The organism is Burkholderia sp. B21-005, assembly GCF_020843965.1.
In the GTDB taxonomy this organism is placed as follows: Bacteria; Pseudomonadota; Gammaproteobacteria; order Burkholderiales; family Burkholderiaceae; genus Burkholderia; species Burkholderia ambifaria.
Window position 1 is genome coordinate 1097320 of the sequence record NZ_CP086301.1, and the last position, 22489, is coordinate 1119808.

Genomic DNA, 22489 nt, shown 5'->3' on the forward strand with positions numbered 1-22489 from the left:
GCCGGGTCTTCGGAAGTAAAGTTACGTAATCGTACGTGGCGTAGATCACGTCCGTGAGCGGCGCCAAATGAGCGGCGCAGCTAGCCGGATCCCGCAAGTCAGCCTGTAGGCAGGAGCGCAACATGAACACTTCTTCTGGCAAGCCGGCGGCATCGCTTGATCCGCACGCAGTCGACCTGTTCGAATTCGCCCGCAGCGGGCGGCAGGCAGCGGGTGCGGTGCGCCTGTCGCAACTGCCGCGCATGTTAAACGAGGTGGCGGCCGACGCGCCAGATCGCGACACGGTCTTCACGTGGCAGGCCGAAGGGTTCACCCAGAAGGAGTTGCAGGACGACGGCGCCGATGGGCAGCAGCCGTATCTGCGACTCGCGGTGCACGGCCATGCGTGGCTCACGTGCCAGCGCTGCATGACCCCGTACGACGAGACGTTCGACGTCGACATGACGTACCGGGTCGTTGCGACCGAAGAAGAAGCTGAAGAATTTCCGCTCGACGACGATGAAGCCGATGTGATCGTGGGCACACGCCAGTTCGATCTCGTCGACTTGATCGAAGAGGAATTGCTGCTTTCGTTGCCGCTCGTGCCCAAGCACGAGGTTTGCCCGGCAGTTCACGAAAGCCTCGTGTCGGGTGTGAGCGGTCCTTCGGAAGACGCGGACGATGAGTCCGTCGAAGACGAGGACGAAGGCAAACGGCCGAATCCGTTCGCGGCGCTGCAAGCGTTGAAGAAGGACGGGGACGGCAGCAAGAAACACTAAGCAGTTGTGGCGCGGGAAGGCGTAAAGGCTTTGGGCCAGGGTAGTTAAGCGCCGGATCGGGCTGTGTTAGAATCCGGAAAATCAATTAGGAGTTAGTCATGGCAGTCCAGCAAAACAAGAAGTCGCCGTCGAAGCGCGGCATGCATCGTTCGCACGATTTCCTGACGGCAGCGCCGCTGGCAGTCGAGCCGAGCACGGGTGAAGTGCACCTGCGTCACCACGTCAGCCCGAACGGCTACTATCGCGGCAAGAAAGTCGTCAAGACGAAGAACGACTAAGCGTCAAGTCACGCGTTGCGCGCTACGCTCGCCGTTCGCGTGACAACTGGTTCGCTTGACACTTTCCTGGCTCAACAAAAAGGCGGCATTCAACTGCCGCTTTTTTGTGCCTGAAATTCGTCGCATTCCATGACCGTAAAGCTCACAATCGATTGCATGGGAGGCGACCACGGCCCGTCCGTGACCGTTCCCGCGGCAGTCAAGTTCGTCCGCGCGCATCCTGATGCGCACCTGATGCTCGTCGGCATCGAAAGCGCGATCCGCGCTCAGCTGAAAAAGCTGAAAGCCCTCGACGATCCCGCGCTGACCATCGTGCCCGCCACCGAAGTCGTGGCGATGGACGACCCTGTCGAAGTGGCGCTGCGCAAGAAGAAGGATTCTTCGATGCGTGTCGCGCTCAACCAGGTCAAGGAAGGCGCGGCCCAGGCCTGTATCTCCGCCGGCAACACCGGCGCGCTGATGGCCGTGTCCCGTTATGTGCTCAAGACGCTGCCCGGCATCGAGCGGCCTGCGATCGCGTTCGCGCTGCCGAACCCGACCGGCTACACGATGATGCTGGACCTCGGTGCGAACGTCGACTGCGAGCCGCAGCATCTGCTGCAGTTCGCGGAGATGGGGCACGCGCTCGTCGCCGCGCTCGAGGGCAAGGAGCGTCCGACGATCGGCCTGCTGAACATCGGCGAAGAGGTCATCAAGGGCAACGAGACGATCAAGCGCGCGGGTGAACTGCTGCGCGCCAGCACGCTGAATTTCCGCGGCAACGTCGAAGGCAACGACATCTACAAGGGTACGGTCGACGTGATCGTCTGCGACGGCTTCGTCGGCAACGTCGCGCTCAAGACGTCCGAGGGGCTCGCGCAGATGCTGTCCGACATCATCCGCGAGGAGTTCGGCCGCTCGCTGATGTCGAAGCTGATGGCGCTGCTCGCGCTGCCGGTGCTGATGCGCTTCAAGAAGCGCGTCGACCATCGCCAGTACAACGGCGCGGCGCTGCTGGGGCTGAAGGGCCTCGTGATCAAAAGCCATGGTTCCGCCGATGCCTACGCGTTTGAGTGGGCGATCAAACGGGGTTATGATGCCGTCAAAAACGGCGTGCTGGAGCGCCTCGCGCGCGCGATGGCGGACAATTCGGTGTCGCTCGGCGACGGCGGACACGACGCGGGCGGCGCGGGCCCGACGAGCCCGGCCGCAGGCCATCACGCTGAACCTTCCGCTGCGCAATCCTCTAAAGCATAAATGGCCCAATCGACTCTCTATTCCCGCGTGCTCGGCACGGGCAGCTACCTGCCGCCCGACCGCGTCACGAACCAGCAGCTCGCCGACCGTCTCGCGAAAGAAGGCATCGAGACGAGCGATGAGTGGATCGTTGCGCGCACGGGCATCCATGCGCGCCATTTCGCCGCACAGGACGTCACGACGAGCGATCTCGCGCTCGAAGCGGCGCGTCGTGCGATCGAGGCGGCTGACATCGATCCGCAGTCGATCGACCTGATCATCGTCGCGACTTCGACCCCGGATTTCGTGTTCCCCAGCACGGCCTGCCTGCTGCAGAACAAGCTCGGCATCAAGAACGGCGGCGCAGCATTCGACGTGCAGGCCGTGTGCTCCGGCTTCGCCTATGCGATGGCGACGGCCGACAGCTTCATCCGCAGCGGCCAGCACCGTACGGCGCTCGTGATCGGCGCGGAGACGTTCTCGCGCATTCTCGATTTCAAGGACCGCACCACCTGCGTGCTGTTCGGCGACGGCGCGGGCGCGGTGATCCTGTCCGCATCGGAAGAGCCGGGCGTGCTCGGCAGCGCGTTGCACGCGGACGGCAGCTATTCGCACATCCTCTGCACGCCGGGCAACGTCAATCGCGGCGTGATCGACGGCAGCGCGTTCCTGTACATGGACGGGCAGGCCGTGTTCAAGCTCGCGGTCAACGTGCTCGAAAAGGTCGCGATCGAGGCCCTCGCCAAGGCGAATCTCGCACCCGAGCAGGTTGACTGGCTGATTCCTCACCAGGCCAACATCCGCATCATGACCAGCACCTGCCGCAAGCTCGGCCTGCCGCAGGAGCGCATGGTCGTGACGGTCGACCAGCACGGCAACACATCGGCTGCATCGATCCCGCTGGCGCTCGACACCGCGGTGCGCGACGGTCGCATTAAGCGCGGCCAGCACGTGCTGATCGAAGGCGTCGGCGGCGGCTTCACCTGGGGCGCGTCGGTCTTCCGCTTCTGATCCGGGGCGCGCGACTGCTGCGCGCGGCTCCCAAACCGGCGCGCCGTTCGCGCGCGCCGTCCGAATCGATTCAATTGGGGACGATATGAAATTTGCATTCGTTTTTCCGGGGCAGGGCTCGCAGTCGGTCGGCATGCTCAACGCATTCGCCGATCTGGCCGTCGTGCGCGAGACGCTCCAGGAAGCATCCGATGCACTCAATCAGGATCTCGGCAAGCTGATCGCCGAAGGTCCGGCCGAAGAGCTGAATCTGACCACCAATACGCAGCCGGTGATGCTGACGGCCGCCTACGCGTGCTATCGCGCGTGGCAGCAGGCCGGCGGCCCGGCGCCGTCGATCGTCGCGGGCCACAGCCTCGGCGAATACACGGCGCTCGTCGCGGCGGGCGCGATCGCGTTCAAGGACGCGGTGCCGCTCGTGCGCTTCCGTGCGCAGGCGATGCAGACGGCCGTGCCGGTCGGTCAGGGCGGCATGGCCGCGATCCTGGGCCTCGATGACGACACGGTGCGCGCGGTGTGCGCCGAAGCCGCGGAAGCGGGCGTCGTCGAAGCCGTGAACTTCAACGCGCCGGCGCAGGTCGTGATCGCGGGCGCGAAGGCGGCCGTCGAGAAGGCGTGCGAAATCGCGAAGGCGAAGGGCGCGAAGCGCGCGCTGCCGCTGCCGGTATCGGCGCCGTTCCATTCGTCGCTGCTCAAGCCGGCGTCGGACCAGTTGCGCGACTATCTCGCGAACGTCGACGTGAAGGCGCCGCAGATTCCGGTCGTCAACAACATCGACGTCGCGGTGGTCAGCGATCCGGCCGCGATCAAGGACGCGCTGGTGCGCCAGGCCGCGGGCCCGGTGCGCTGGGTCGAATGCGTGCAGCACATCGCGGGCACGGGCGTCACGCACGTGATCGAATGCGGTCCGGGCAAGGTGCTGGCAGGCCTGACGAAGCGCATCGACGGCAACCTGGTCGGCGCATCGGTGTTCGATCCGGCTTCGCTCGACGAAGCACTGAAGCTGGCGACCGCCTGACGCGGCGCCTTTCCTCAAGAGACGGATATTCGATTCATGGAAAAGACTCTCGATAAACAGGTCGCGATCGTGACCGGCGCATCGCGCGGCATCGGCCGGGCGATCGCGCTCGAACTCGCGCGCCTGGGCGCGACGGTGATCGGCACCGCGACGAGCGAGTCGGGCGCTGCCGCGATTACCGCCGGGTTCGCGGAAGCGGGCGTGACGGGCCGCGGCGCGGTGCTGAACGTCAACGACGCGGCGGCTGCCGAAGCGCTGATCGACGCGACCGTGAAGGAATTCGGCGCGCTCCACGTGCTCGTGAACAACGCCGGGATCACGCAGGACCAGCTCGCGATGCGGATGAAGGACGAGGACTGGGACGCGGTGATCGACACCAACCTGAAGTCGGTGTTCCGCCTGTCGCGCGCGGTGCTGCGGCCGATGATGAAGGCCCGCGGCGGCCGCATCATCAACATCACGTCGGTGGTCGGTTCGGCCGGCAACCCGGGCCAGGCCAACTACGCGGCCGCGAAGGCCGGCGTCGCGGGCATGACCCGTGCGCTCGCGCGTGAAATCGGCAGCCGTGGCATCACGGTGAACTGCGTCGCGCCGGGCTTCATCGACACCGACATGACGAAGACGCTGCCGGAAGAACAGCAGGCCGCGCTCAAGACTCAGATTCCGCTCGGCCGACTCGGCAGCCCGGAAGATATCGCCCATGCCGTCGCGTTCCTCGCATCGCCGCAGGCCGGTTATATCACCGGCACGACGCTGCACGTGAACGGCGGCATGTACATGTCGTAACGATTTTCGTTTACCATCCGCGCCGTATCCCGTTTTTCAGGCGGATCGGTGCTTGATCGACCATCAAGCCAACGCGCGTTTTGGCGTCAGCAAACCTGATAAAATGCGCGCACTTGTAAATCTGAACTTTCCCTCGGAGGGGTAATGGATAACATCGAACAACGTGTCAAGAAGATCGTCGCTGAGCAACTGGGCGTCGCAGAAGCCGAGATCAAGAACGAAGCATCGTTCGTGAACGACCTGGGCGCTGACTCGCTCGACACGGTTGAACTCGTGATGGCGCTCGAAGACGAGTTCGGCATGGAAATCCCGGACGAAGAAGCAGAGAAGATCACGACGGTTCAGCAAGCGATCGACTACGCTCGCGCAAACGTCAAGGCGTAAGCGCCTTTCGCGCTTATCCGCAACGTCGCCGCGATCTTCGCGATTGACGCGCCATCCTGCCGGCATTCGCGCCGGACGGACTAACAGCCACAGGGCTCGCAGGGCTGGTTCCCGGGGCCACTGTGGCTTTTGTTTTTGTCATCCAATGGAAAAGAGGTTACCGTGAGCCGCCGTCGTGTTGTCGTTACAGGCCTGGGGCTGATTTCGCCCGTTGGCAATAATGTTGCCGACGGCTGGGCCAATCTCGTCGCCGGCAAGTCCGGCATCGCCACCGTCACGAAGTTCGATCCGTCGAACCTCGCCGTGCATTTCGCGGGCGAGGTGAAGGGTTTCAGCGCCGAGGAATACATCCCGGCGAAGGAAGCCCGCAACATGGATACGTTCATCCATTACGGCATCGCAGCCGGCGTCCAGGCAATCCGGGACAGCGGCATCGAGGTGAACGAAGCCAATGCGGAACGCATCGGCGTGCTGGTCGGCTCCGGCATCGGCGGCCTGCCGATGATCGAAGACACGCACCAGACCTACGTCGATCGCGGCGCACGCCGGATTTCGCCGTTCTTCGTGCCGGGTTCGATCATCAACATGATCTCGGGTCACCTGAGCATCATGTTCGGCCTGAAGGGCCCGAACCTCGCGGCCGTGACGGCCTGCACGACCGGTCTGCACAGCATCGGCCTCGCGGCACGTCTGATCCAGGCCGGCGACGCCGACGTGATGGTCGCAGGCGGCGCCGAATCGACGGTGTCGCCGCTGGGCATCGGCGGCTTCGCGGCCGCGCGCGCGCTGTCGACCCGCAACGACGATCCGGCCAGCGCGTCCCGTCCGTGGGACAAGGACCGCGACGGCTTCGTGCTGGGCGAGGGTTCAGGCGTAATGGTGCTCGAAGAGTACGAGGCGGCGAAGGCACGCGGCGCGAAGATCTATGCGGAAGTCTCGGGCTTCGGCATGACGGGCGATGCGTACCACATGACCGCGCCGAACATGGACGGTCCGCGCCGCTGCATGGTTGCGGCCCTGCGCGACGCCGGCGTGAACCCGGACGAGGTCCAGTACCTGAACGCGCACGGCACGTCGACGCCGCTCGGTGACAAGAACGAGTCCGACGCGGTGAAGGCGGCATTCGGCGAGCACGCGTACAAGCTCGTCGTGAACTCGACGAAGTCGATGACGGGTCACCTGCTGGGTGGCGCGGGTGGCCTCGAGTCGGTGTTCACGGTGCTGGCGCTGCACAACAACGTGTCGCCGCCGACCATCAACATCTTCAACCAGGACCCCGAGTGCGATCTCGATTACTGCGCGAACACCGCGCGGGACATGAAGATCGACGTGGCCGTGAAGAACAACTTCGGCTTCGGCGGTACCAACGGCACGCTGGTGTTCAAGCGCGTCTGACGTCGAAATCGCTTGACGAGTCCATTCGATGCTCCGGCCGGGCGTCCGCAGCGCTTTGCGTTGCGGGCCTCGGCCGTGTCGTATGTCGTGCTGGCCGCGTTCGTCGCGGCGGCTGCCGCGTCCGCGTACCTGTTCTGGGCGCCGCGGGCCGGTGCCGCTGCCGGCGCGTGTGTGTCCGCGGCGACGGCCGCGCTGCTTGCCGTGTGTGCCGCGCGGGCCTGTGCCCGTCGGCTGCCGGCCGAATTGCGGATCGATGCATTCGGGGAGGTTGCGGCGTTTGGCCGCACCGGGCGCTTGCTGGCCCGGGGCCGCGTCACCGGCCATGCGCACTGGAGCAGCCTGCTGCTCGTGCTGTCGGTCGGGCAGGGCGCCCGGCGCGCCCGGCCGCTGCTGATTCCGGCCGATGCGCTCGACGCCGCGTCGTTCAGCGCGCTGTCCGTGCTGGCGCGTACCGCGGGCACGGCGGGGCGGGCATGACGGCGGCTCGGTTACCGACCGTAACCAGCGGCCGGCGCCGGAACGTTACAATAACGCTCCGCGTTGCATCCCTAGTTAACGGATTTGTCAGGTGAGTGAAAAAGAAATCGATCAGGCTCTGGTCGAGCGCGTACAGAAAGGCGACAAGGCGGCGTTCGAACTCCTGGTCTCCAAATACCACCGCAAGATCATTCGGCTGATCTCGCGCCTCGTGCGGGATCCCGCCGAGGTCGAGGATGTGGCCCAGGATGCGTTCATCAAGGCGTATCGTGCGCTGCCGCAATTCCGCGGCGAGTCGGCGTTCTACACGTGGTTGTACCGGATTGCCGTCAATACGGCGAAGAACTACCTTGCGACGCAAGGCCGCCGGGCACCGACCTCCACGGAGGCCGATGCCGAGGAAGCGGAAACTTTCTCCGACGCAGACCAACTAAGGGATATCAACACGCCTGAGTCGATGTTGATGAGCAAGCAGATTGCCGAGACGGTCAACGCTGCAATGGCCGTCCTGCCCGAAGAGTTGCGCCAGGCGATTACGCTGCGCGAGATCGAGGGCCTGAGCTACGAAGAGATCGCGGAAATGATGGATTGTCCGATCGGGACGGTCCGGTCGCGGATCTTCCGGGCGCGCGAGGCAATCGCTGCTAAATTGCGTCCGCTGCTCGATACACCCGAAGGCAAGCGCTGGTAAGCGCGACGGGTGCAACGACGCGGTCAGGGTCTAGTTACGGATAGAGTCGTGAAATCACGACGGGGTGTGTGCAAGATGGGGAGCATCATGGGGTCGGTCAATAAGCAGTCGCAAGCGTACTCGCGCGGCGAGCGTCTTTCCGCTCTGGTCGACGGTGAGTTGTTCGACGGCCCGGATCACGGGCAGTTTCTGGCTGAGCTCGATCGTGCGGATCGCGCGACGTGGGCCCATTACCACCTGATCGGCGATGCGCTGCGCTCGGACGAGCTCGCGCTGTCGCCCGCGCTGAGCGTCGCGTTCACCGCGCGCATGTCCGCCGCGCTCGAAAGCGAGCCGCACCTGCTCGCACCGGCCGCCGCGCCGGTCGCGCGCAAGCTGCTGTCGCTGCGCCGCCGTGTCGTGCCCGCTTTCGCGGTGGCCGCCGCGGCCGCCACGCTCACCTGGATCGTCGTTCCGCAAATGCAGACGGCCGGTGCGCCCGGCGCCGTCCAGGTCGCCTCGGCAGGCGCGCCGCAGAGCGGCAACCTGCAGCGCGTGACGGTCGCACAGGCATCGGCGCAGCCGGGCCTGCAGGACGTCAACATCATCCGCGACGCAAGTCTCGACCAATACCTTGAAGCGCACCAGCAATTCGCGCAGCAGCCCGTCGTCACAGGCTCGATGCCGCTGATCCGCGCTGCCGTGACCACCACGCCAGGCCAATAAACTCGATGCGGACATTGCAGTTGAATCACGCCATCTCCGGATGGAAGCGGCTGCCGGCCCTCCTGCTTTGCGCAGCCGCCCTGTTGTCCGTTCAATCCCTCCCTGCCAGCGCCCAGCAACCGGACGATCCCGTCGCGACCCGCAAGGGCGCGGCGGAGTGGCTCGATCGCATCCAGCAGGCGGCGCAGCAGCAGAACTACGAGGGCACGTTCGTCTACCAGCGCGGCGGGTATGTCCAGTCGTCGCGCATCGCGCACGTGGCGTCCCGCGACGGCGAGTTCGAGCGGATCGAGACGCTCGACGGCAAGCCGCGCAAGGTGCTGCGGCATAACGACGAGCTGTACACGTTCGTGCCGGAGCGCAAGCTGTGCGTGGTCGAGCGCCGCCAGACGCGCGACTCGTTTCCTTCGCTGCTCGGCGCGGGCGGCGAGCACGTGATGTCCGTCTACGACGCGAAGCTGCTCGGCAAGGACCGTGTGGCGGGGCTCGACGCGCAAGTCGTCGAACTCGTGCCGAAGGATGCGTACCGCTTCACGTACAAGCTGTGGGCCGACGCCCGGACCGGGCTGCTGCTGCGTTCGCAGACGCTCGACGCGAGCGATCACGTGCTCGAGCAGATCGCGTTCTCGCAAGTCCAGACGGGCGGCACGACCGGCGACAAGTCCGCGATCGCGGCCGGCATCCGCAACCTGAGCGGCTGGACGGTGGTCCGGCCGCCGGTCGCGACGGTCGACATGGAAGCGCAGGGCTGGCAGATCGCGCCGACCGTCGCCGGCTTCCGGAAGATTCGCGAGGTGCGCCGCCCGATGGCCGCGCGCGACGCCGGCGATCCGCCGATTGCGGTCGACCAGGCCGTCTTCACCGACGGACTCGCGACGATCTCCGTCTTCATCGAGCCGGCCGAAAAGAACACGCGCAAGGAAGGCGCGGGCAGCACCGGGGCGACCCACGTTCTCGTGAAGCGTCGCGGCGACTACTGGATCACCGTGCTCGGCGAAGTGCCGCCGGCCACGTTGCAGCAGTTCGCGGCTGCCATAGAATACAAGGCTTCCAAGTAACGCTACGGCTTCCGACATGACGAAACTCACGCTGCGCAAAGTGTTCGCGGTGGCGGTGCTGTGTGCCTGCCTGCCCCTCGTCCCGCATACCGCGGCGGCGGCCACGCCGCCAGCCGCCAGCCTTCCCGACTTCGCCGATCTGGTCGAAAAGGTCGGGCCGGCCGTCGTGAACATCCGGACCACCGCGAACGTGCCGATGCCCGGCCCGCGCGGTGTGCTCCCGCCGGGCTTCGACAATGGCGACATGTCGGAATTCTTCCGGCGCTTCTTCGGCATTCCGCTGCCGCAGGCGCCCGGCAACGGTAGCGGCAACGGCAATCCGAAGAACGCGCCGACGCCGGACAATCCGCCCGACACCGAGCAGAACCGCGGCGTCGGTTCGGGCTTCATCGTGTCGGCGGACGGTTACGTGATGACGAACGCGCACGTCGTCGACGATGCGGACACCATCTACGTGACGCTGACCGACAAGCGCGAATTCAAGGCGAAGCTGATCGGCGTCGACGACCGCACGGACGTGGCGGTGGTCAAGATCCAGGCGTCGAACCTGCCGGTCGTCGCGATCGGCGATTCGAACAAGGTGCGCGTCGGCGAGTGGGTCGTCGCGATCGGTTCGCCGTTCGGCCTCGACAACACCGTGACGGCCGGCATCGTGAGCTCGAAGAGCCGCAACACGGGCGACTACCTGCCGTTCATCCAGACCGACGTCGCGGTGAACCCCGGCAACTCGGGCGGCCCGCTGATCAACATGCAGGGCGAGGTGATCGGCATCAACTCGCAGATCTACAGCCGCACCGGCGGTTTCATGGGCATTTCGTTCGCGATCCCGATCGACGAGGCGATGCGCGTGGCCGACCAGCTGAAGGCGACCGGCAAGGTCACGCGCGGCCGCATCGCGGTGGCGATCGGCGAGGTGACGAAGGACGTGGCCGACTCGATCGGGCTGCCGAAGGCGGAGGGCGCGCTCGTCAGCAGCGTCGAGCCGGGTGGTCCGGCCGACAAGGCGGGCATCCAGCCGGGCGACATCATCCTGAAGTTCAACGGTCGGCCGGTCGAGACGGCGTCGGATCTGCCGCGCATGGTCGGCGACACGAAGCCGGGCACGAAGGCGACCGTCAGCGTATGGCGCAAGGGTCAGGCACGCGATCTGCCGATCACGATCGCCGAGACGCCGGCGGAGACGACGGCGAAGGCCGAGCAGCGCAAGAACGCGCCGCAGAAGCCGCGCCAGGCAAATTCGCTCGGCTTGACGGTCACCGACATTCCGGCGGATCAGATGAAGTCGCTGAAGCTGAAGAACGGCGTGCAGATCGACGGCGTCGACGGCCCGGCTGCCCGTGCGGGCCTGCAGCGCGGCGACATCGTGCTGCGCGTCGGCGACACCGACATCACGAGCGCGAAGCAGTTCGCGGAAGTGACCGCGCAGCTGGATTCGCAGAAGGCGGTCGCGGTGCTCGTGCGGCGCGGCGACAACACGCAGTTCGTGCCGGTGCGTCCGCGCCCGACCCAGAAGTAACGCGTCGATGTTCACGCTCTACGGCCGCGGCTGGTGCCACCTGTGCGACGACATGCGCGACGCGCTGGCGCCGGTAGCGGCGGAATCCGGCATCGAAATCCATTACGTGGACATCGATGCCGATCCGGCGCTCGTTGCCCGCTACGACGAGGACGTGCCCGTGCTGCTGCTGGATGGCACGGAAGTGTGTCGCCACCGGTTCGACGAGGCGAGGGTGCGCGGCGCGCTCGCGGCCCGGCGCTGAACCGACCCCGGGCGTCGGCCGGCCGCCCCGCGCGCGGGGCTTCCGTCGCCGGGCCCTTACACCAAAGGCTCCAGCGGGGTGCCCCGGGCCGGGCGTCCCAAATTACCGCCCGGCAAAGGCCTTTTCGGCTAAAATAAGCCGTTTTTTCACCGACTTACACAAGGCGTGCTCCGCAGTCGTCGAGCGCGCCTTTTTCGCTTGATCGGCACTGAATGGATCATATTCGCAATTTCTCGATCATCGCGCACATCGACCATGGCAAGTCGACACTCGCGGATCGCATCATCCAGGTATGCGGCGGCCTCGCAGACCGTGAAATGGAAGCGCAAGTGCTCGACTCGATGGATATCGAGCGCGAGCGCGGCATCACGATCAAGGCGCAGACGGCGGCACTGTCCTATCGCGCCCGCGACGGCAAGGTCTACAACCTCAACCTGATCGATACGCCGGGGCACGTCGACTTCTCGTACGAGGTCAGCCGTTCGCTGTCCGCGTGCGAAGGCGCGCTGCTCGTGGTCGACGCGAGCCAGGGTGTCGAGGCGCAGACGGTCGCGAACTGCTACACGGCGATCGAGCTCGGCGTCGAGGTCGTGCCGGTGCTGAACAAGATCGACCTGCCGGCCGCGAACCCCGAGAACGCGATCGAGGAGATCGAGGACGTGATCGGCATCGATGCGACCGACGCGACGCGCTGCAGCGCGAAGACGGGCTTGGGCGTCGAGGACGTGCTCGAGTCGCTGATTGCAAAGGTGCCGCCGCCGAAGGGCGATCCGGCCGCGCCGCTGCAGGCGCTCATCATCGATTCCTGGTTCGACAACTACGTCGGCGTCGTGATGCTCGTGCGCATCGTCAACGGCACGCTGCGCCCGAAGGAAAAGATCAAGATGATGGCGACCGGCGCGCAGTATCCGGTCGAGCACGTCGGCGTGTTCACGCCGAAGTCGCGCAATCTCGAATCGCTGTCGGCAGGGCAGGTGGGCTTCATCATCGCCGGCATCAAGGAACTGACGGCCGCGAAGGTCGGCGATACGGTCACGCATGTGGCCAAGGCCGCCAGCGAGCCGCTGCCAGGTTTCAAGGAAGTGAAGCCGCAGGTGTTCGCGGGGCTGTATCCGGTCGAGGCGAACCAGTACGATGCGCTGCGCGAATCGCTCGAGAAGCTGAAGCTCAACGACGCATCGCTGCAGTACGAGCCGGAAGTGTCGCAGGCGCTCGGCTTCGGTTTCCGCTGCGGCTTCCTCGGGCTGCTGCACATGGAAATCGTGCAGGAGCGGCTCGAGCGCGAGTTCGACATGGATCTCATCACGACCGCGCCGACGGTCGTCTACGAGGTCGTGCAGAGCGATGGCTCGACGATCATGGTCGAGAACCCGGCGAAGATGCCGGAACCCGGCCGCATCGCCGAAGTTCGCGAGCCGATCGTCACCGTGAACCTGTACATGCCGCAGGATTACGTCGGTTCCGTGATCACGCTGTGCGAGCAGAAGCGCGGCTCGCAGATCAACATGCAATATCACGGCCGCCAGGTGCAGCTCACGTACGAGATCCCGATGGCCGAGATCGTGCTCGACTTCTTCGATCGCCTGAAGTCGGTGTCGCGCGGCTATGCGTCGATGGACTACGAGTTCAAGGAATACCGTTCGTCGGACGTCGTGAAGGTCGACATGCTGATCAACGGCGACAAGGTCGATGCACTGTCGATCATCGTGCACCGGTCGCAGTCGCAGTATCGCGGCCGCGAAGTCGCCGCGAAGATGCGCGAGATCATTCCTCGCCAGATGTACGACGTGGCGATCCAGGCCGCGATCGGCGCGCACATCGTCGCCCGCGAGAACATCAAGGCACTCCGAAAGAACGTGCTCGCGAAGTGCTACGGCGGCGACATCACGCGAAAGAAGAAACTGCTCGAGAAGCAGAAAGAAGGCAAGAAGCGCATGAAGCAGGTGGGTTCGGTCGAGATCCCGCAGGAAGCGTTCCTCGCGATCTTGCGCGTCGAAGACAAATAACAGGACTGATCCTTTTATGAATTTTGCGCTGATTCTTTTTGTGCTCGTCGTCTTGACGGGCGTAGCGTGGGTGCTGGACAAACTGGTGTTCCTGCCGCGGCGACGCAAGGCGGCCGACGTGGCGATCGAAGAGTTCGATCGCCAGCAGTCGCGCGTCGACAAGCGTTTCGCGGACGAAAACGCGGTGCAGACGCGTTCGAAGCTGCGCGACGAAAAGCTGCGCCAGCCGTGGTGGCTCGAGTACACCGCGAGCTTCTTCCCGGTGATCCTGGCCGTGTTCGTCGTGCGTTCGTTCGTCGTCGAGCCGTTCAAGATCCCGTCGGGCTCGATGGTGCCGACGCTGCTGGTCGGCGACTTCATCCTCGTCAACAAGTTCGAATACGGTCTGCGCCTGCCGATCACGAACACGAAGATCACGCAAGGCAGCCCGCTGTCGCGTGGCGACGTCGTCGTGTTCCGCTATCCGAAGGACGAGTCGGTCGATTACATCAAGCGCGTGATCGGCCTGCCGGGCGACACGGTCGCCTACCAGGACAAGCAGCTGACGATCAACGGCCAGCCGGTGCCCGAAGCGCCGCTGCCGGATTTCTTCGACGACGAGCGCCAGAACTACGCGAAGCAGTTCGAGGAAACGATCGGCACGAAGAAGAATGCGATCCTCAACAATCCCGCCGTGCCGCCGTTCGTGATGGGCGCCTACGACTATCCGTATCGCGACAATTGCACGTACAACAGCCGCGGCGTGATCTGCAAGGTGCCGCCGGGTCACTACTTCATGATGGGCGACAACCGCGACAACAGCGCGGACAGCCGCTACTGGGGTTTCGTGCCGGACAACAACATCGTCGGCCGCGCGTTCTTCATCTGGATGAACTTCGGCGACCTGAAGCGGATCGGTTCCTTCAACTGATCGCGTACGACTCGCATGCAACATGCAATACGTGACGCACGGGCCGCGTCGCGTATTGCCGAACGACTTTAAGAACCGGCGGTAACACCGCTCCGTCACGCCTTTTCGCGTCCGGCCGTGCCGTTTCGGCCCGACCGGCGCCCGCGTTATACTCCTGCACATGCCCCCATCCCAGTTGGAAAGCCGGCTGCGCTACGAATTTCGCAATGCGGAATTGTTGCGCCAGGCTTTGACCCATCGCAGTCACAGTGCCACGCATAACGAACGGCTCGAGTTTCTCGGCGATTCCGTTCTGAATTGCGCGGTGGCCGCCCTTTTGTTCCAGCGTTTCAGCAAGCTGGACGAAGGCGACCTGTCACGCGTGCGCGCCAATCTCGTCAAACAGCAGTCGCTGTATGAAATCGCTCAGGCCCTGAATATCTCCGAAGGGTTGCGGCTGGGCGAGGGCGAGCTGCGCAGCGGCGGCTTCCGCCGCCCGTCGATCCTCGCGGACGCGTTCGAAGCCATCATCGGGGCCGTATTCCTCGATGGCGGCTTCGAAGCCGCCCAAGGGGTCATCAAGCGCCTCTATATCCCGATTCTCGACCACATCGATCCGCGCACGCTCGGCAAGGACGCGAAGACGCTGCTGCAGGAGTACCTGCAGGGGCACAAGATCGCGCTGCCGACCTACACGGTCGTCGCGACGCATGGTGCGGCGCACAATCAGCAGTTCGAGGTCGAATGCACGGTGCCGAAGCTCGACGTGAAGGTGTCGGGCTCCGGCGCGAGCCGGCGGGCGGCGGAGCAGGCTGCCGCGAAGAAGGCGCTCGACGAGGTGCTGGCGGCCGCGCCGATGCTGGCCGCGAAGCCGAAGCGTTCGAAGAACGCACGCGGATCGAAGCACGTCGAGCCCGAAATCGTGCCGGGCGTGAAGGGTGTGCAGGAAGCGCTCGACCTGCGTTCTCCGGAACGCAAGGAGCGTGCGGCGGCGCGCGACGCGAAGGCGGCCGCGGCGGCGCTTGCAGCGACCGACGCCGACGCGCCGACGAGCGAGCGACCGACGCCGGCGCCGATGGCCGCGATTCGCGCGGCGCACGTGGAAACGGCCGCGGACAAGGCTGACCGTTCCGCGAAGCCGACGCCCGACAAACCTGCCGAGAAGGCGTCCGACAAGCCGTCGGATCGCGGCGAAACCGGCTCGCGCGCGGCGGACAAGCCGGCCGAGCGTGCCGACAAGCCCGCGGAAGGCGCACCCCGTGCGGCCGACAAGCCGGCGGGCCAGGCGGCCGATCCGGCCGTGTCGTCCGCGGACAAGCCGGCTGCCGGTTCCGATGCCGCTTCGCGCGCGACGCCGCGCGCCCGCGACGCCGCGGCGCCCGATACCGAGACGCCGCCGGGCGGCGCCACGCTCGCTGCCGCGCAGGCGCGCGCGGCCGATGCCGACCACTGAATTGCCCACCGATCGGGCCGCGCGCCGCGCGGCCGGTTCAGAACCTGTCTCCCAAACGATATGAACACTCCCGCTCCTACCGGTTTCCGTTGCGGCATGATCGCGATCGTGGGCCGTCCGAACGTCGGCAAGTCGACGTTGATGAACGCACTCGTCGGCCAGAAGATCAGCATCACGTCGCGCAAGGCGCAAACGACCCGCCATCGCATCACCGGCATCAACACGTTCGACGACGCGCAATTCGTGTTCGTCGACACGCCGGGCTTCCAGACCCGTCACAGCACCGCGCTGAACCGCTCGCTGAACCGCGCGGTCACGTCGACGCTCACGTCGGTCGACGTGATCCTGTTCGTGATCGAGGCCGGCCGCTTCGGGCCCGACGACCAGAAGGTGCTCGACCTGATTCCGCCCGGCATGCCGACGCTGCTGATCGCGAACAAGATCGACCGCGTGACCGACAAGGCGACGCTGTTCCCGTTCATGCAGCAGATGAGCGGGCTGCGCGAATTCACCGAACTCGTGCCGCTGTCGGCGCAGCGGCCTGAAGACATCAAGCGTCTGCTGGAAACGATCAAGCCGTACCTGCCGGAAGGCGAGCCGATCTACGGCGAGGACGAGCTGACCGACCGCAGCTCGCGCTTCCTCGCGGCCGAAATCCTGCGCGAGAAGGTGTTCCGCTGGACCGGCGACGAACTGCCGTACACGAGCACCGTGCTGATCGACAAGTTCGAGGAGGAAGGGCGCCTGAAGCGCATCTTCGCGACGATCCTCGTCGAACGCGATTCGCACAAGGCGATGGTGATCGGCAAGAAGGGCGAGAAGCTCAAGCAGATCAGCACCGAGGCGCGGATGGACATGGAGAGGCTGTTCGACGGCCCCGTGTATCTCGAGACCTTCGTGAAGGTGAAGAGCGGCTGGGCCGACAACGAGGCGGGGCTGCGCGCCTATGGGTACGAATGACGCGCTGACGTCGACCGAAGACGCGGTGACCGCCGGCGCGAACGACGCGCCGCTGCCGGCACCGCCCGAACCGCCGCGTCGCAAGGCGCGGCGCGCGACGTCTCGCACGTCCGATTTCCGCGTCGCCGAGCAGCCGGCGTTCGTGCTGCACAGCTATCCGTACCGGGAAACGAGCCTGATCATCGACGTGCTCACGCGTGATCACGGCCGCCTCGCGCTCGTCGCGAAGGGCGCGAAGCGCCCGCACTCCGCGCTGCGCGGCGTGCTGCAGACGTTCCAGCCGCTGCTGCTGTCCTGGTCGGGCAAATCCGAAGTGCGCACGCTGACGGGCGCCGAGTGGGTGGGCGGGATGCTGCCGCTCGGCGGCGACGGGCTGTTGTGCGGCTTCTACGCGAACGAGCTGCTCGTGAAATTCTGCGCGCGCGAGGATCCCCAGCCGCCGCTCTTCAATCATTACGTGCTGACGCTCACGCGCCTCGCGCACGGCGAACCCGCGGTGCAGGTGTTGCGCTCGTTCGAACGCGTGCTGCTGCGCGAGACCGGCTATGCGATGGCGCTGAACCGCACGGTCGCGCGCCGCGCGGTCGAACCCGAACGCCGCTATGTGTTCGATCCCGAGCGCGGCGTGCGCAATGCCGATGACGACGTGCCGTCACACTGGCCGGTGATTACCGGACAGACGTTGCTCGACATGGAGCAGGACGATTACCATCGAGCCCAGACGGTTGCGCAAAGCAAGACGCTGATGCGCTTCCTGCTGAACACCTATCTCGGCGGTACGCCGCTTGCCACGCGTCAGATCCTGATCGACCTGCAAAACCTATGAGCTTCTTCCTGACAACGCCCACCGCCATCGATCTCGGCGTGAACATCGACCACGTCGCGACGCTGCGCAACGCGCGCGGCACGGCCTATCCCGATCCGGTCCGCGCGGCGCTCGCCGCCGAAGAGGCCGGGGCGGACGTGATCACGCTGCACCTGCGCGAGGACCGCCGCCACATCGTCGACGCCGACGTGCGCAAGCTGCGCCCGCTGCTGAAGACGCGCATGAACCTCGAATGCGCGGTGACGGCCGAGATGCTCGACATCACGTGCGAAGTGCGTCCGCACGACGCGTGCCTCGTGCCCGAGAAGCGCGAGGAGCTGACGACCGAAGGCGGCCTCGACGTCGCCGGCCGCTTCGAGGCCGTGCGTGCGGCCTGCAAGCAGCTCGCCGACGCCGGCGTGCGCGTGTCGCTGTTCATCGATCCGGACGAAACGCAGATCCGCGCCGCGCACGAAGCCGGCGCGCCGGTGGTCGAGCTGCATACGGGCCGCTACGCCGATGCGCACGACGAAGCCGAGCAGCAGCGCGAATACGAGCGCATCGTCGCGGGCGTGCAGGCCGGCGCGCAACTGGGCCTGAAGGTCAACGCGGGCCACGGTCTGCATTACACGAACGTGCAGCAGATCGCCGCGATCGACGGCATCGTCGAACTGAACATCGGCCACGCGATCGTCGCGCACGCGATCTTCGCGGGCTGGGACAACGCGGTGCGTGAGATGAAGGCGATCATGGTCGCCGCGCGTGTCGCCGCGCTGCACGGCGGCGCGCGCTGACGATGCATTCCCTCCGCGCGCGCTTCGCTCGCCACCCGGCATCGTTCGCGCATCACGGCGGGCGCTGACATGGCGATCTACGGTATCGGCACCGACATCGTCCAGGTGAGCCGCATCGCGGCCGTGCTCGAGCGCACGGGCGGCCGGTTTGCCGAGAAGGTGCTGGGCCCCGACGAGCTGCGCGTGTTCCACGCGCGCCGCGCGCGCTCCGAGGCGCGCGGCATCGCGTTCCTCGCGACGCGCTTTTCCGCGAAGGAAGCGTTCTCGAAGGCGATCGGCCTCGGCATGCACTGGCCGATGACCTGGCGCGCGCTGCAGACCCTCAACCAGCGCAGCGGCGAACCGTACGTCGTCGCGTCGGGCGAGCTGGCCGACTGGCTCGCCGCGCGCGGCATCACGGCCCGCGTGACGGTCAGCGACGAACGCGACTACGCGGTGTCGTTCGTGGTCGCCGAGACCGACGTGGCACCGCCGCCCGCACCCGCACCTGTTTCCCGAACCACTCCCTGACGGACTTCCCGATTCGATGAAAACGACTCCCGGCCCGGTCATGCTCGACGTCGTCGGCACGGCCCTGTCGCGCGATGATGCGCGGCGCCTTGCCCATCCGAACACCGGCGGCGTGATCCTGTTCGCGCGGCATTTCCAGAACCGCGCACAGCTGACCGCGCTGACCGATTCGATCCGCGCTGTGCGCGAGGACATCCTGATCGCCGTCGATCATGAGGGCGGCCGCGTGCAGCGGTTCCGCACCGACGGCTTCACGGTGCTGCCCGCGATGCGCCGCCTCGGCGAACTGTGGGACCGCGACGTGCTGCTCGCGACGAAGGTCGCCACCGCGGTCGGCTACATCCTGGCCGCCGAGCTGCGCGCGTGCGGGATCGACATGAGCTTCACGCCGGTGCTCGACCTCGACTACGGGCACTCGAAGGTAATCGGCGATCGCGCGTTCCATCGCGACCCGCGCGTCGTCACGCTGCTCGCGAAGAGCCTGAACCACGGGCTGTCGCTCGCAGGCATGGCGAACTGCGGCAAGCATTTCCCGGGGCACGGCTTCGCGGAAGCCGATTCGCACGTCGCGCTGCCGACCGACGACCGGCCGCTCGACGCGATCCTCAAGCAGGACGTCGCGCCGTACGACTGGCTCGGGCTGTCGCTGTCCGCCGTGATTCCCGCGCACGTGATCTACACGCAGGTCGACAAGCGGCCGGCCGGCTTCTCGCGCGTGTGGCTGCAGGACATCCTGCGCGGGCAGTTGGGCTTCACGGGCGCGATCTTCAGCGACGACCTGTCGATGGAGGCGGCACGCGAAGGCGGCACGCTCACGCAGGCGGCCGACGCGGCGCTCGCCGCCGGCTGCGACATGGTGCTCGTCTGCAACCAGCCGGAGGCGGCCGAGGTCGTGCTGAACGGGCTGAAGGCGCAGGCGTCGGCCGAGTCGGTGCGACGCCTCAAGCGGATGCGGGCGCGCGGCAAGTCGCTCAAGTGGGACAAGCTGATCGCGCAGCCCGAGTATCTGCAGGCGCAGGCGCTGTTGAGCAGCGCACTGGCGTAAGCGGGGAAGGGCGGCGCGATGCCGCTCTCCCGTTGCCGAAAGCGAAAAGCCGCGCATTGGCGCGGCTTTTTTCATTGGGGCGTGAAGCGCAGGGCGATACGTTTTAACGCAACTAACCGTCAGCTCCCGCCAGCGCCCTCAACAACGGCGGCCCGGTCAGTTGACCTTCATCCGCTGGAGCTTGTTGTACAGCGTCTTGGGACTGATGCCGAGCAGCGTGGCGGCGCGATGGCGCGTGCCGCCGACCGCGTCGAGCGTCGCGCGGATCAGCAGATCCTCGACGTCGGACAGCGGGGTGCCGACCTTGATCTGCACGCTGCTGCCGTTCAGTGCAGCGCCGGCCGCGAAGCTCGCTTCGCCCGCGCGCAGCGTCTCGATGAAGTCGCCGGACGCATCATAGGCGAAGCGCACGCGCTCCTGCAGTTCGCGCACGTTGCCGGGCCATTCGTAGGACAGGCATTCGCGCACGAAGCCCTGCGCCGCGCGCTTGTCGGTCGTGCTGCGGCCGGTGGCGCCCGCGTCGCGGTTCAGTTCGTCGATCAGGGAGTCCGCGATGGCGAGCGCATCGCCGTCGCGCTCGCGCAGCGGCGGCATCGTGATCGAGGCCGCATCGAGACGCAGCCACAGATCCTCGCGCAGCATGCCGTTCGCGACCGCCTCGCGGGCCGGGCGGCGCGTGGTCGCGATCAGCCGGAAGTCGCTCGCGATCGAGCTCGTGCCGCCGATCCGCATGAAGTTCTGCGAGTCGAGCGCATGCAGCAGCGCCTCCTGCAGCACGAGCGGCAGTGCGGTGATCTCGTCGAGGCACAGCGTGCCGCCGCCGGCCTGTTCGAACAGGCCCGATTCGCGCCGCTCGGCGCCGTCGAACGCGCCGCGCTCATGACCGAACAGGATGCTGTCGAGCGACGCGCCGTGACGGCCGGCTTGCGCGATCGTGCGGCAGTCGAACGACACGAACGGCCCTTTGCGGCGCCGGCTCAGGTCGTGCAGCGTGCGCGCGGCCAGCTTCTTGCCGGTGCCGGCTTCGCCTGCGAACAGCACGGCCGTTTCGGTGCCCGCGTTGTGCTCGATCATGTCGTACACGTGCTGCATCGCCTCGCTGCGGCCGACCAGTGCGCCGAAGCGGCCGAGGTGGCGCAGCGACGCGCGCAGCGTCCGCACTTCGTCGATCAGTTCGTAGGGCCGCGGAATCCGGGCCAGCAGGCTGCGCAGGCGCGGAATGTTGATCGGCTTCAGCAGGTAGTCCCAGATGCCGTGACGCAGGCCTTCGATCGCGCTCTCCACCGTCGCGTTGCCCGTCAGCACGATCACCGGCAGCGACCCGTTCGGCTGCTGCTGCGGCAGGTGCTGGAGCAGGTCGAACCCGCTGCCGTCCGGCAGGTTCAGGTCGACGAGGACGACATCGGGAATCGAGCGGCCGAGCGCCGTGCGTGCCTCGGCGAGCGACGTGGCCGTGTCGACCGAGAAGCCGTCTGCGGCAAGCAGCGCGGTCAGGCCGGACAGACTGTTGGGATCGTCTTCGACAATCAGGGCGTGTGGCATGGTGGACGCGAGTCGAGTCAAGAGAGGCGGGCTGTCGGCCGTCGAGCCAGCCGCAGCCGCATGTCAGATTAAAGACTGATTTTATGCCCCGCTGCACGCCTGACGTGCATTATTTCTCTGTCGCTATAAAACAGTTACCGATGATACAAATTGAATACCTTTAGTGCTGGATTTTGTGTGACCTATGGTGCCGACGCCCTCAGGGCTGTTGACGGCAGGCAAACAAAAAGCGCCCCGAAGGGCGCTTTGTTCGATACGGAAATCGCAGGCGATTACGCGCGGCTGCGGTATTCGTTCGTACGCGTATCGATTTCGATCTTGTCGCCGGTGCTGCAGAAGAGCGGCACTTGCAGTTCGAAGCCCGTTGCGAGCTTGGCGTTCTTCAGCACCTTGCCCGACGACGTGTCGCCCTTGACGGCCGGTTCCGTGTAGGTGATCTCGCGAACCAGGATCGTCGGCAGTTCGACCGAGATCGCCTTCTCGTTGTAGAACACGACTTCGCAAGCCATGCCGTCTTCGAGGTAGTTCAGCGCTTCGCCCATCATTTCCGCTTCGACTTCGTACTGGTTGTAGTCGGCGTCCATGAACACGTACATCGGGTCGGCGAAGTACGAGTACGTCACTTCCTTGCGGTCGAGCATGACGACGTCGAACTTGTCGTCGGCCTTGTAGACCGATTCCTGACCTGCGTTCGTCAGCAGGTTCTTCATCTTCATCTTGACGACGGCGGCGTTACGGCCCGACTTGTTGTATTCCGTCTTTGCGATGACCCATGCGTCGCTGCCGATCTGCACGACGTTGCCTACGCGGAGTTCCTGTGCGGTCTTCATAAAAAACTGTCCTGATCCAATCAAATAAATAGATGCCTGAGCGTTGCGCAACGGCTGACGGCGCAAGCGGGGAGAGTTCCGATGGGCGCCAAGCGCCTCGAACGCGAGCGCTTGCGTAG

General features: G+C 65.8%; 24 protein-coding genes. 22 read left to right on the forward strand and 2 right to left on the reverse strand.

Features of this window, described 5'->3' with window-relative positions:
- Positions 1-122 precede the first annotated feature (122 nt).
- The 22 genes from LMA02_RS05155 to nagZ all read left to right on the forward strand — a co-directional run bounded on the left by LMA02_RS05155 (position 123) and on the right by nagZ (position 19998).
- Positions 123-758 (forward strand): YceD family protein, encoded by a 636-nt coding sequence (locus LMA02_RS05155; protein WP_228907156.1) that lies wholly within the window; start codon positions 123-125, stop codon positions 756-758.
- 98 nt (positions 759-856) lie between these two features.
- Entirely contained in the window at positions 857-1036 is a 180-nt protein-coding gene (gene rpmF, locus LMA02_RS05160; RefSeq protein ID WP_006051932.1) for a 50S ribosomal protein L32, read from the forward strand.
- Between the two features lie 129 nt (positions 1037-1165).
- Entirely contained in the window at positions 1166-2272 is a 1107-nt protein-coding gene (gene plsX, locus LMA02_RS05165) for a phosphate acyltransferase PlsX (protein WP_166725108.1), read from the forward strand.
- Positions 2273-3262, forward strand: coding sequence for a beta-ketoacyl-ACP synthase III (locus LMA02_RS05170; protein ID WP_166725107.1), 990 nt, complete (start codon positions 2273-2275; stop codon positions 3260-3262).
- An 85-nt stretch (positions 3263-3347) separates the two neighbouring features.
- Positions 3348-4280, forward strand: coding sequence for an ACP S-malonyltransferase (gene fabD / locus LMA02_RS05175; RefSeq protein WP_166725106.1), 933 nt, complete (start codon positions 3348-3350; stop codon positions 4278-4280).
- Positions 4281-4316: 36 nt separating this feature from the next.
- Entirely contained in the window at positions 4317-5066 is a 750-nt protein-coding gene (gene fabG, locus LMA02_RS05180; protein ID WP_006752487.1) for a 3-oxoacyl-ACP reductase FabG, read from the forward strand.
- Positions 5067-5210: 144 nt separating this feature from the next.
- Positions 5211-5450 carry an acyl carrier protein gene (acpP, locus tag LMA02_RS05185; protein WP_004197638.1) on the forward strand — a complete coding sequence of 80 codons (240 nt, stop codon included), beginning with the start codon at positions 5211-5213 and terminating at the stop codon, positions 5448-5450.
- Between the two features lie 162 nt (positions 5451-5612).
- The gene (fabF, locus tag LMA02_RS05190; RefSeq protein WP_228907157.1) at positions 5613-6845 is read left to right on the forward strand and encodes a beta-ketoacyl-ACP synthase II; all 1233 of its coding nucleotides are present in this window, start codon (positions 5613-5615) and stop codon (positions 6843-6845) included.
- 12 nt (positions 6846-6857) lie between these two features.
- Positions 6858-7322 carry a hypothetical protein gene (locus LMA02_RS05195; RefSeq protein ID WP_228907158.1) on the forward strand — a complete coding sequence of 155 codons (465 nt, stop codon included), beginning with the start codon at positions 6858-6860 and terminating at the stop codon, positions 7320-7322.
- A 91-nt stretch (positions 7323-7413) separates the two neighbouring features.
- The gene (gene rpoE / locus LMA02_RS05200; RefSeq protein ID WP_006752490.1) at positions 7414-8013 is read left to right on the forward strand and encodes an RNA polymerase sigma factor RpoE; all 600 of its coding nucleotides are present in this window, start codon (positions 7414-7416) and stop codon (positions 8011-8013) included.
- 87 nt (positions 8014-8100) lie between these two features.
- On the forward strand, positions 8101-8718 hold the full coding sequence (locus LMA02_RS05205) for a sigma-E factor negative regulatory protein (RefSeq protein ID WP_006759771.1): 618 nt from the start codon (positions 8101-8103) through the stop codon (positions 8716-8718).
- A 5-nt stretch (positions 8719-8723) separates the two neighbouring features.
- Complete coding sequence (locus tag LMA02_RS05210; RefSeq protein WP_228907159.1) at positions 8724-9776, forward strand: MucB/RseB C-terminal domain-containing protein; 1053 nt, start codon at positions 8724-8726, stop codon at positions 9774-9776.
- A 16-nt stretch (positions 9777-9792) separates the two neighbouring features.
- The gene (locus LMA02_RS05215) at positions 9793-11292 is read left to right on the forward strand and encodes a DegQ family serine endoprotease (protein ID WP_228907160.1); all 1500 of its coding nucleotides are present in this window, start codon (positions 9793-9795) and stop codon (positions 11290-11292) included.
- Positions 11293-11299: 7 nt separating this feature from the next.
- Entirely contained in the window at positions 11300-11536 is a 237-nt protein-coding gene (locus tag LMA02_RS05220; RefSeq protein ID WP_228907161.1) for a glutaredoxin family protein, read from the forward strand.
- Positions 11537-11748: 212 nt separating this feature from the next.
- Positions 11749-13542 carry a translation elongation factor 4 gene (gene lepA, locus LMA02_RS05225; RefSeq protein ID WP_006759775.1) on the forward strand — a complete coding sequence of 598 codons (1794 nt, stop codon included), beginning with the start codon at positions 11749-11751 and terminating at the stop codon, positions 13540-13542.
- Between the two features lie 16 nt (positions 13543-13558).
- Entirely contained in the window at positions 13559-14452 is an 894-nt protein-coding gene (gene lepB, locus LMA02_RS05230; RefSeq protein WP_166725100.1) for a signal peptidase I, read from the forward strand.
- A gap of 160 nt (positions 14453-14612) precedes the next feature.
- A complete protein-coding gene (gene rnc / locus LMA02_RS05235) occupies positions 14613-15884 on the forward strand; it encodes a ribonuclease III (protein ID WP_228907162.1) in 1272 nt (423 codons plus the stop codon).
- Between the two features lie 60 nt (positions 15885-15944).
- On the forward strand, positions 15945-16844 hold the full coding sequence (gene era, locus LMA02_RS05240; RefSeq protein ID WP_166726083.1) for a GTPase Era: 900 nt from the start codon (positions 15945-15947) through the stop codon (positions 16842-16844).
- The gene (gene recO / locus LMA02_RS05245) at positions 16831-17670 is read left to right on the forward strand and encodes a DNA repair protein RecO (protein ID WP_228907163.1); all 840 of its coding nucleotides are present in this window, start codon (positions 16831-16833) and stop codon (positions 17668-17670) included. Before era ends, recO begins: the two co-directional genes overlap by 14 nt.
- On the forward strand, positions 17667-18443 hold the full coding sequence (pdxJ, locus tag LMA02_RS05250; RefSeq protein WP_228907164.1) for a pyridoxine 5'-phosphate synthase: 777 nt from the start codon (positions 17667-17669) through the stop codon (positions 18441-18443). The genes recO and pdxJ overlap by 4 nt, the downstream gene beginning before the upstream one ends.
- A gap of 69 nt (positions 18444-18512) precedes the next feature.
- Positions 18513-18953, forward strand: coding sequence for a holo-ACP synthase (gene acpS, locus LMA02_RS05255; RefSeq protein WP_228907165.1), 441 nt, complete (start codon positions 18513-18515; stop codon positions 18951-18953).
- A 16-nt stretch (positions 18954-18969) separates the two neighbouring features.
- On the forward strand, positions 18970-19998 hold the full coding sequence (gene nagZ, locus LMA02_RS05260; RefSeq protein WP_228907166.1) for a beta-N-acetylhexosaminidase: 1029 nt from the start codon (positions 18970-18972) through the stop codon (positions 19996-19998).
- Between the two features lie 156 nt (positions 19999-20154).
- Here the strand turns inward: nagZ and LMA02_RS05265 are convergent, their stop codons facing one another.
- Both LMA02_RS05265 and efp read right to left on the reverse strand, forming a co-directional pair.
- Positions 20155-21540, reverse strand: a complete 1386-nt coding sequence (locus LMA02_RS05265) for a sigma-54-dependent transcriptional regulator (protein WP_166726087.1) — start codon at positions 21538-21540, stop codon at positions 20155-20157.
- Positions 21541-21812: 272 nt separating this feature from the next.
- On the reverse strand, positions 21813-22370 hold the full coding sequence (efp, locus tag LMA02_RS05270) for an elongation factor P (protein ID WP_006751871.1): 558 nt from the start codon (positions 22368-22370) through the stop codon (positions 21813-21815).
- Between the last annotated feature and the right edge of the window lie 119 nt (positions 22371-22489).

Excerpts from the sequence above, each read along its gene's own strand:
- LMA02_RS05155 (WP_228907156.1), top strand. The coding sequence starts at position 123 with ATGAACACTTCTTCTGGCAAGCCGGCGGCATCGCTTGATCCGCACGCA.
- rpmF (WP_006051932.1), top strand. The coding sequence starts at position 857 with ATGGCAGTCCAGCAAAACAAGAAGTCGCCGTCGAAGCGCGGCATGCAT.
- plsX (WP_166725108.1), top strand. The coding sequence starts at position 1,166 with ATGACCGTAAAGCTCACAATCGATTGCATGGGAGGCGACCACGGCCCG.
- LMA02_RS05170 (WP_166725107.1), top strand. The coding sequence starts at position 2,273 with ATGGCCCAATCGACTCTCTATTCCCGCGTGCTCGGCACGGGCAGCTAC.
- fabD (WP_166725106.1), top strand. The coding sequence starts at position 3,348 with ATGAAATTTGCATTCGTTTTTCCGGGGCAGGGCTCGCAGTCGGTCGGC.
- fabG (WP_006752487.1), top strand. The coding sequence starts at position 4,317 with ATGGAAAAGACTCTCGATAAACAGGTCGCGATCGTGACCGGCGCATCG.
- acpP (WP_004197638.1), top strand. The coding sequence starts at position 5,211 with ATGGATAACATCGAACAACGTGTCAAGAAGATCGTCGCTGAGCAACTG.
- LMA02_RS05205 (WP_006759771.1), top strand. The coding sequence starts at position 8,101 with ATGGGGTCGGTCAATAAGCAGTCGCAAGCGTACTCGCGCGGCGAGCGT.
- LMA02_RS05210 (WP_228907159.1), top strand. The coding sequence starts at position 8,724 with ATGCGGACATTGCAGTTGAATCACGCCATCTCCGGATGGAAGCGGCTG.
- LMA02_RS05215 (WP_228907160.1), top strand. The coding sequence starts at position 9,793 with ATGACGAAACTCACGCTGCGCAAAGTGTTCGCGGTGGCGGTGCTGTGT.
- LMA02_RS05220 (WP_228907161.1), top strand. The coding sequence starts at position 11,300 with ATGTTCACGCTCTACGGCCGCGGCTGGTGCCACCTGTGCGACGACATG.
- lepA (WP_006759775.1), top strand. The coding sequence starts at position 11,749 with ATGGATCATATTCGCAATTTCTCGATCATCGCGCACATCGACCATGGC.
- lepB (WP_166725100.1), top strand. The coding sequence starts at position 13,559 with ATGAATTTTGCGCTGATTCTTTTTGTGCTCGTCGTCTTGACGGGCGTA.
- rnc (WP_228907162.1), top strand. The coding sequence starts at position 14,613 with ATGCCCCCATCCCAGTTGGAAAGCCGGCTGCGCTACGAATTTCGCAAT.
- era (WP_166726083.1), top strand. The coding sequence starts at position 15,945 with ATGAACACTCCCGCTCCTACCGGTTTCCGTTGCGGCATGATCGCGATC.
- recO (WP_228907163.1), top strand. The coding sequence starts at position 16,831 with ATGGGTACGAATGACGCGCTGACGTCGACCGAAGACGCGGTGACCGCC.
- pdxJ (WP_228907164.1), top strand. The coding sequence starts at position 17,667 with ATGAGCTTCTTCCTGACAACGCCCACCGCCATCGATCTCGGCGTGAAC.
- acpS (WP_228907165.1), top strand. The coding sequence starts at position 18,513 with ATGGCGATCTACGGTATCGGCACCGACATCGTCCAGGTGAGCCGCATC.
- nagZ (WP_228907166.1), top strand. The coding sequence starts at position 18,970 with ATGAAAACGACTCCCGGCCCGGTCATGCTCGACGTCGTCGGCACGGCC.
- LMA02_RS05265 (WP_166726087.1), bottom strand. The coding sequence starts at position 21,540 with ATGCCACACGCCCTGATTGTCGAAGACGATCCCAACAGTCTGTCCGGC.
- efp (WP_006751871.1), bottom strand. The coding sequence starts at position 22,370 with ATGAAGACCGCACAGGAACTCCGCGTAGGCAACGTCGTGCAGATCGGC.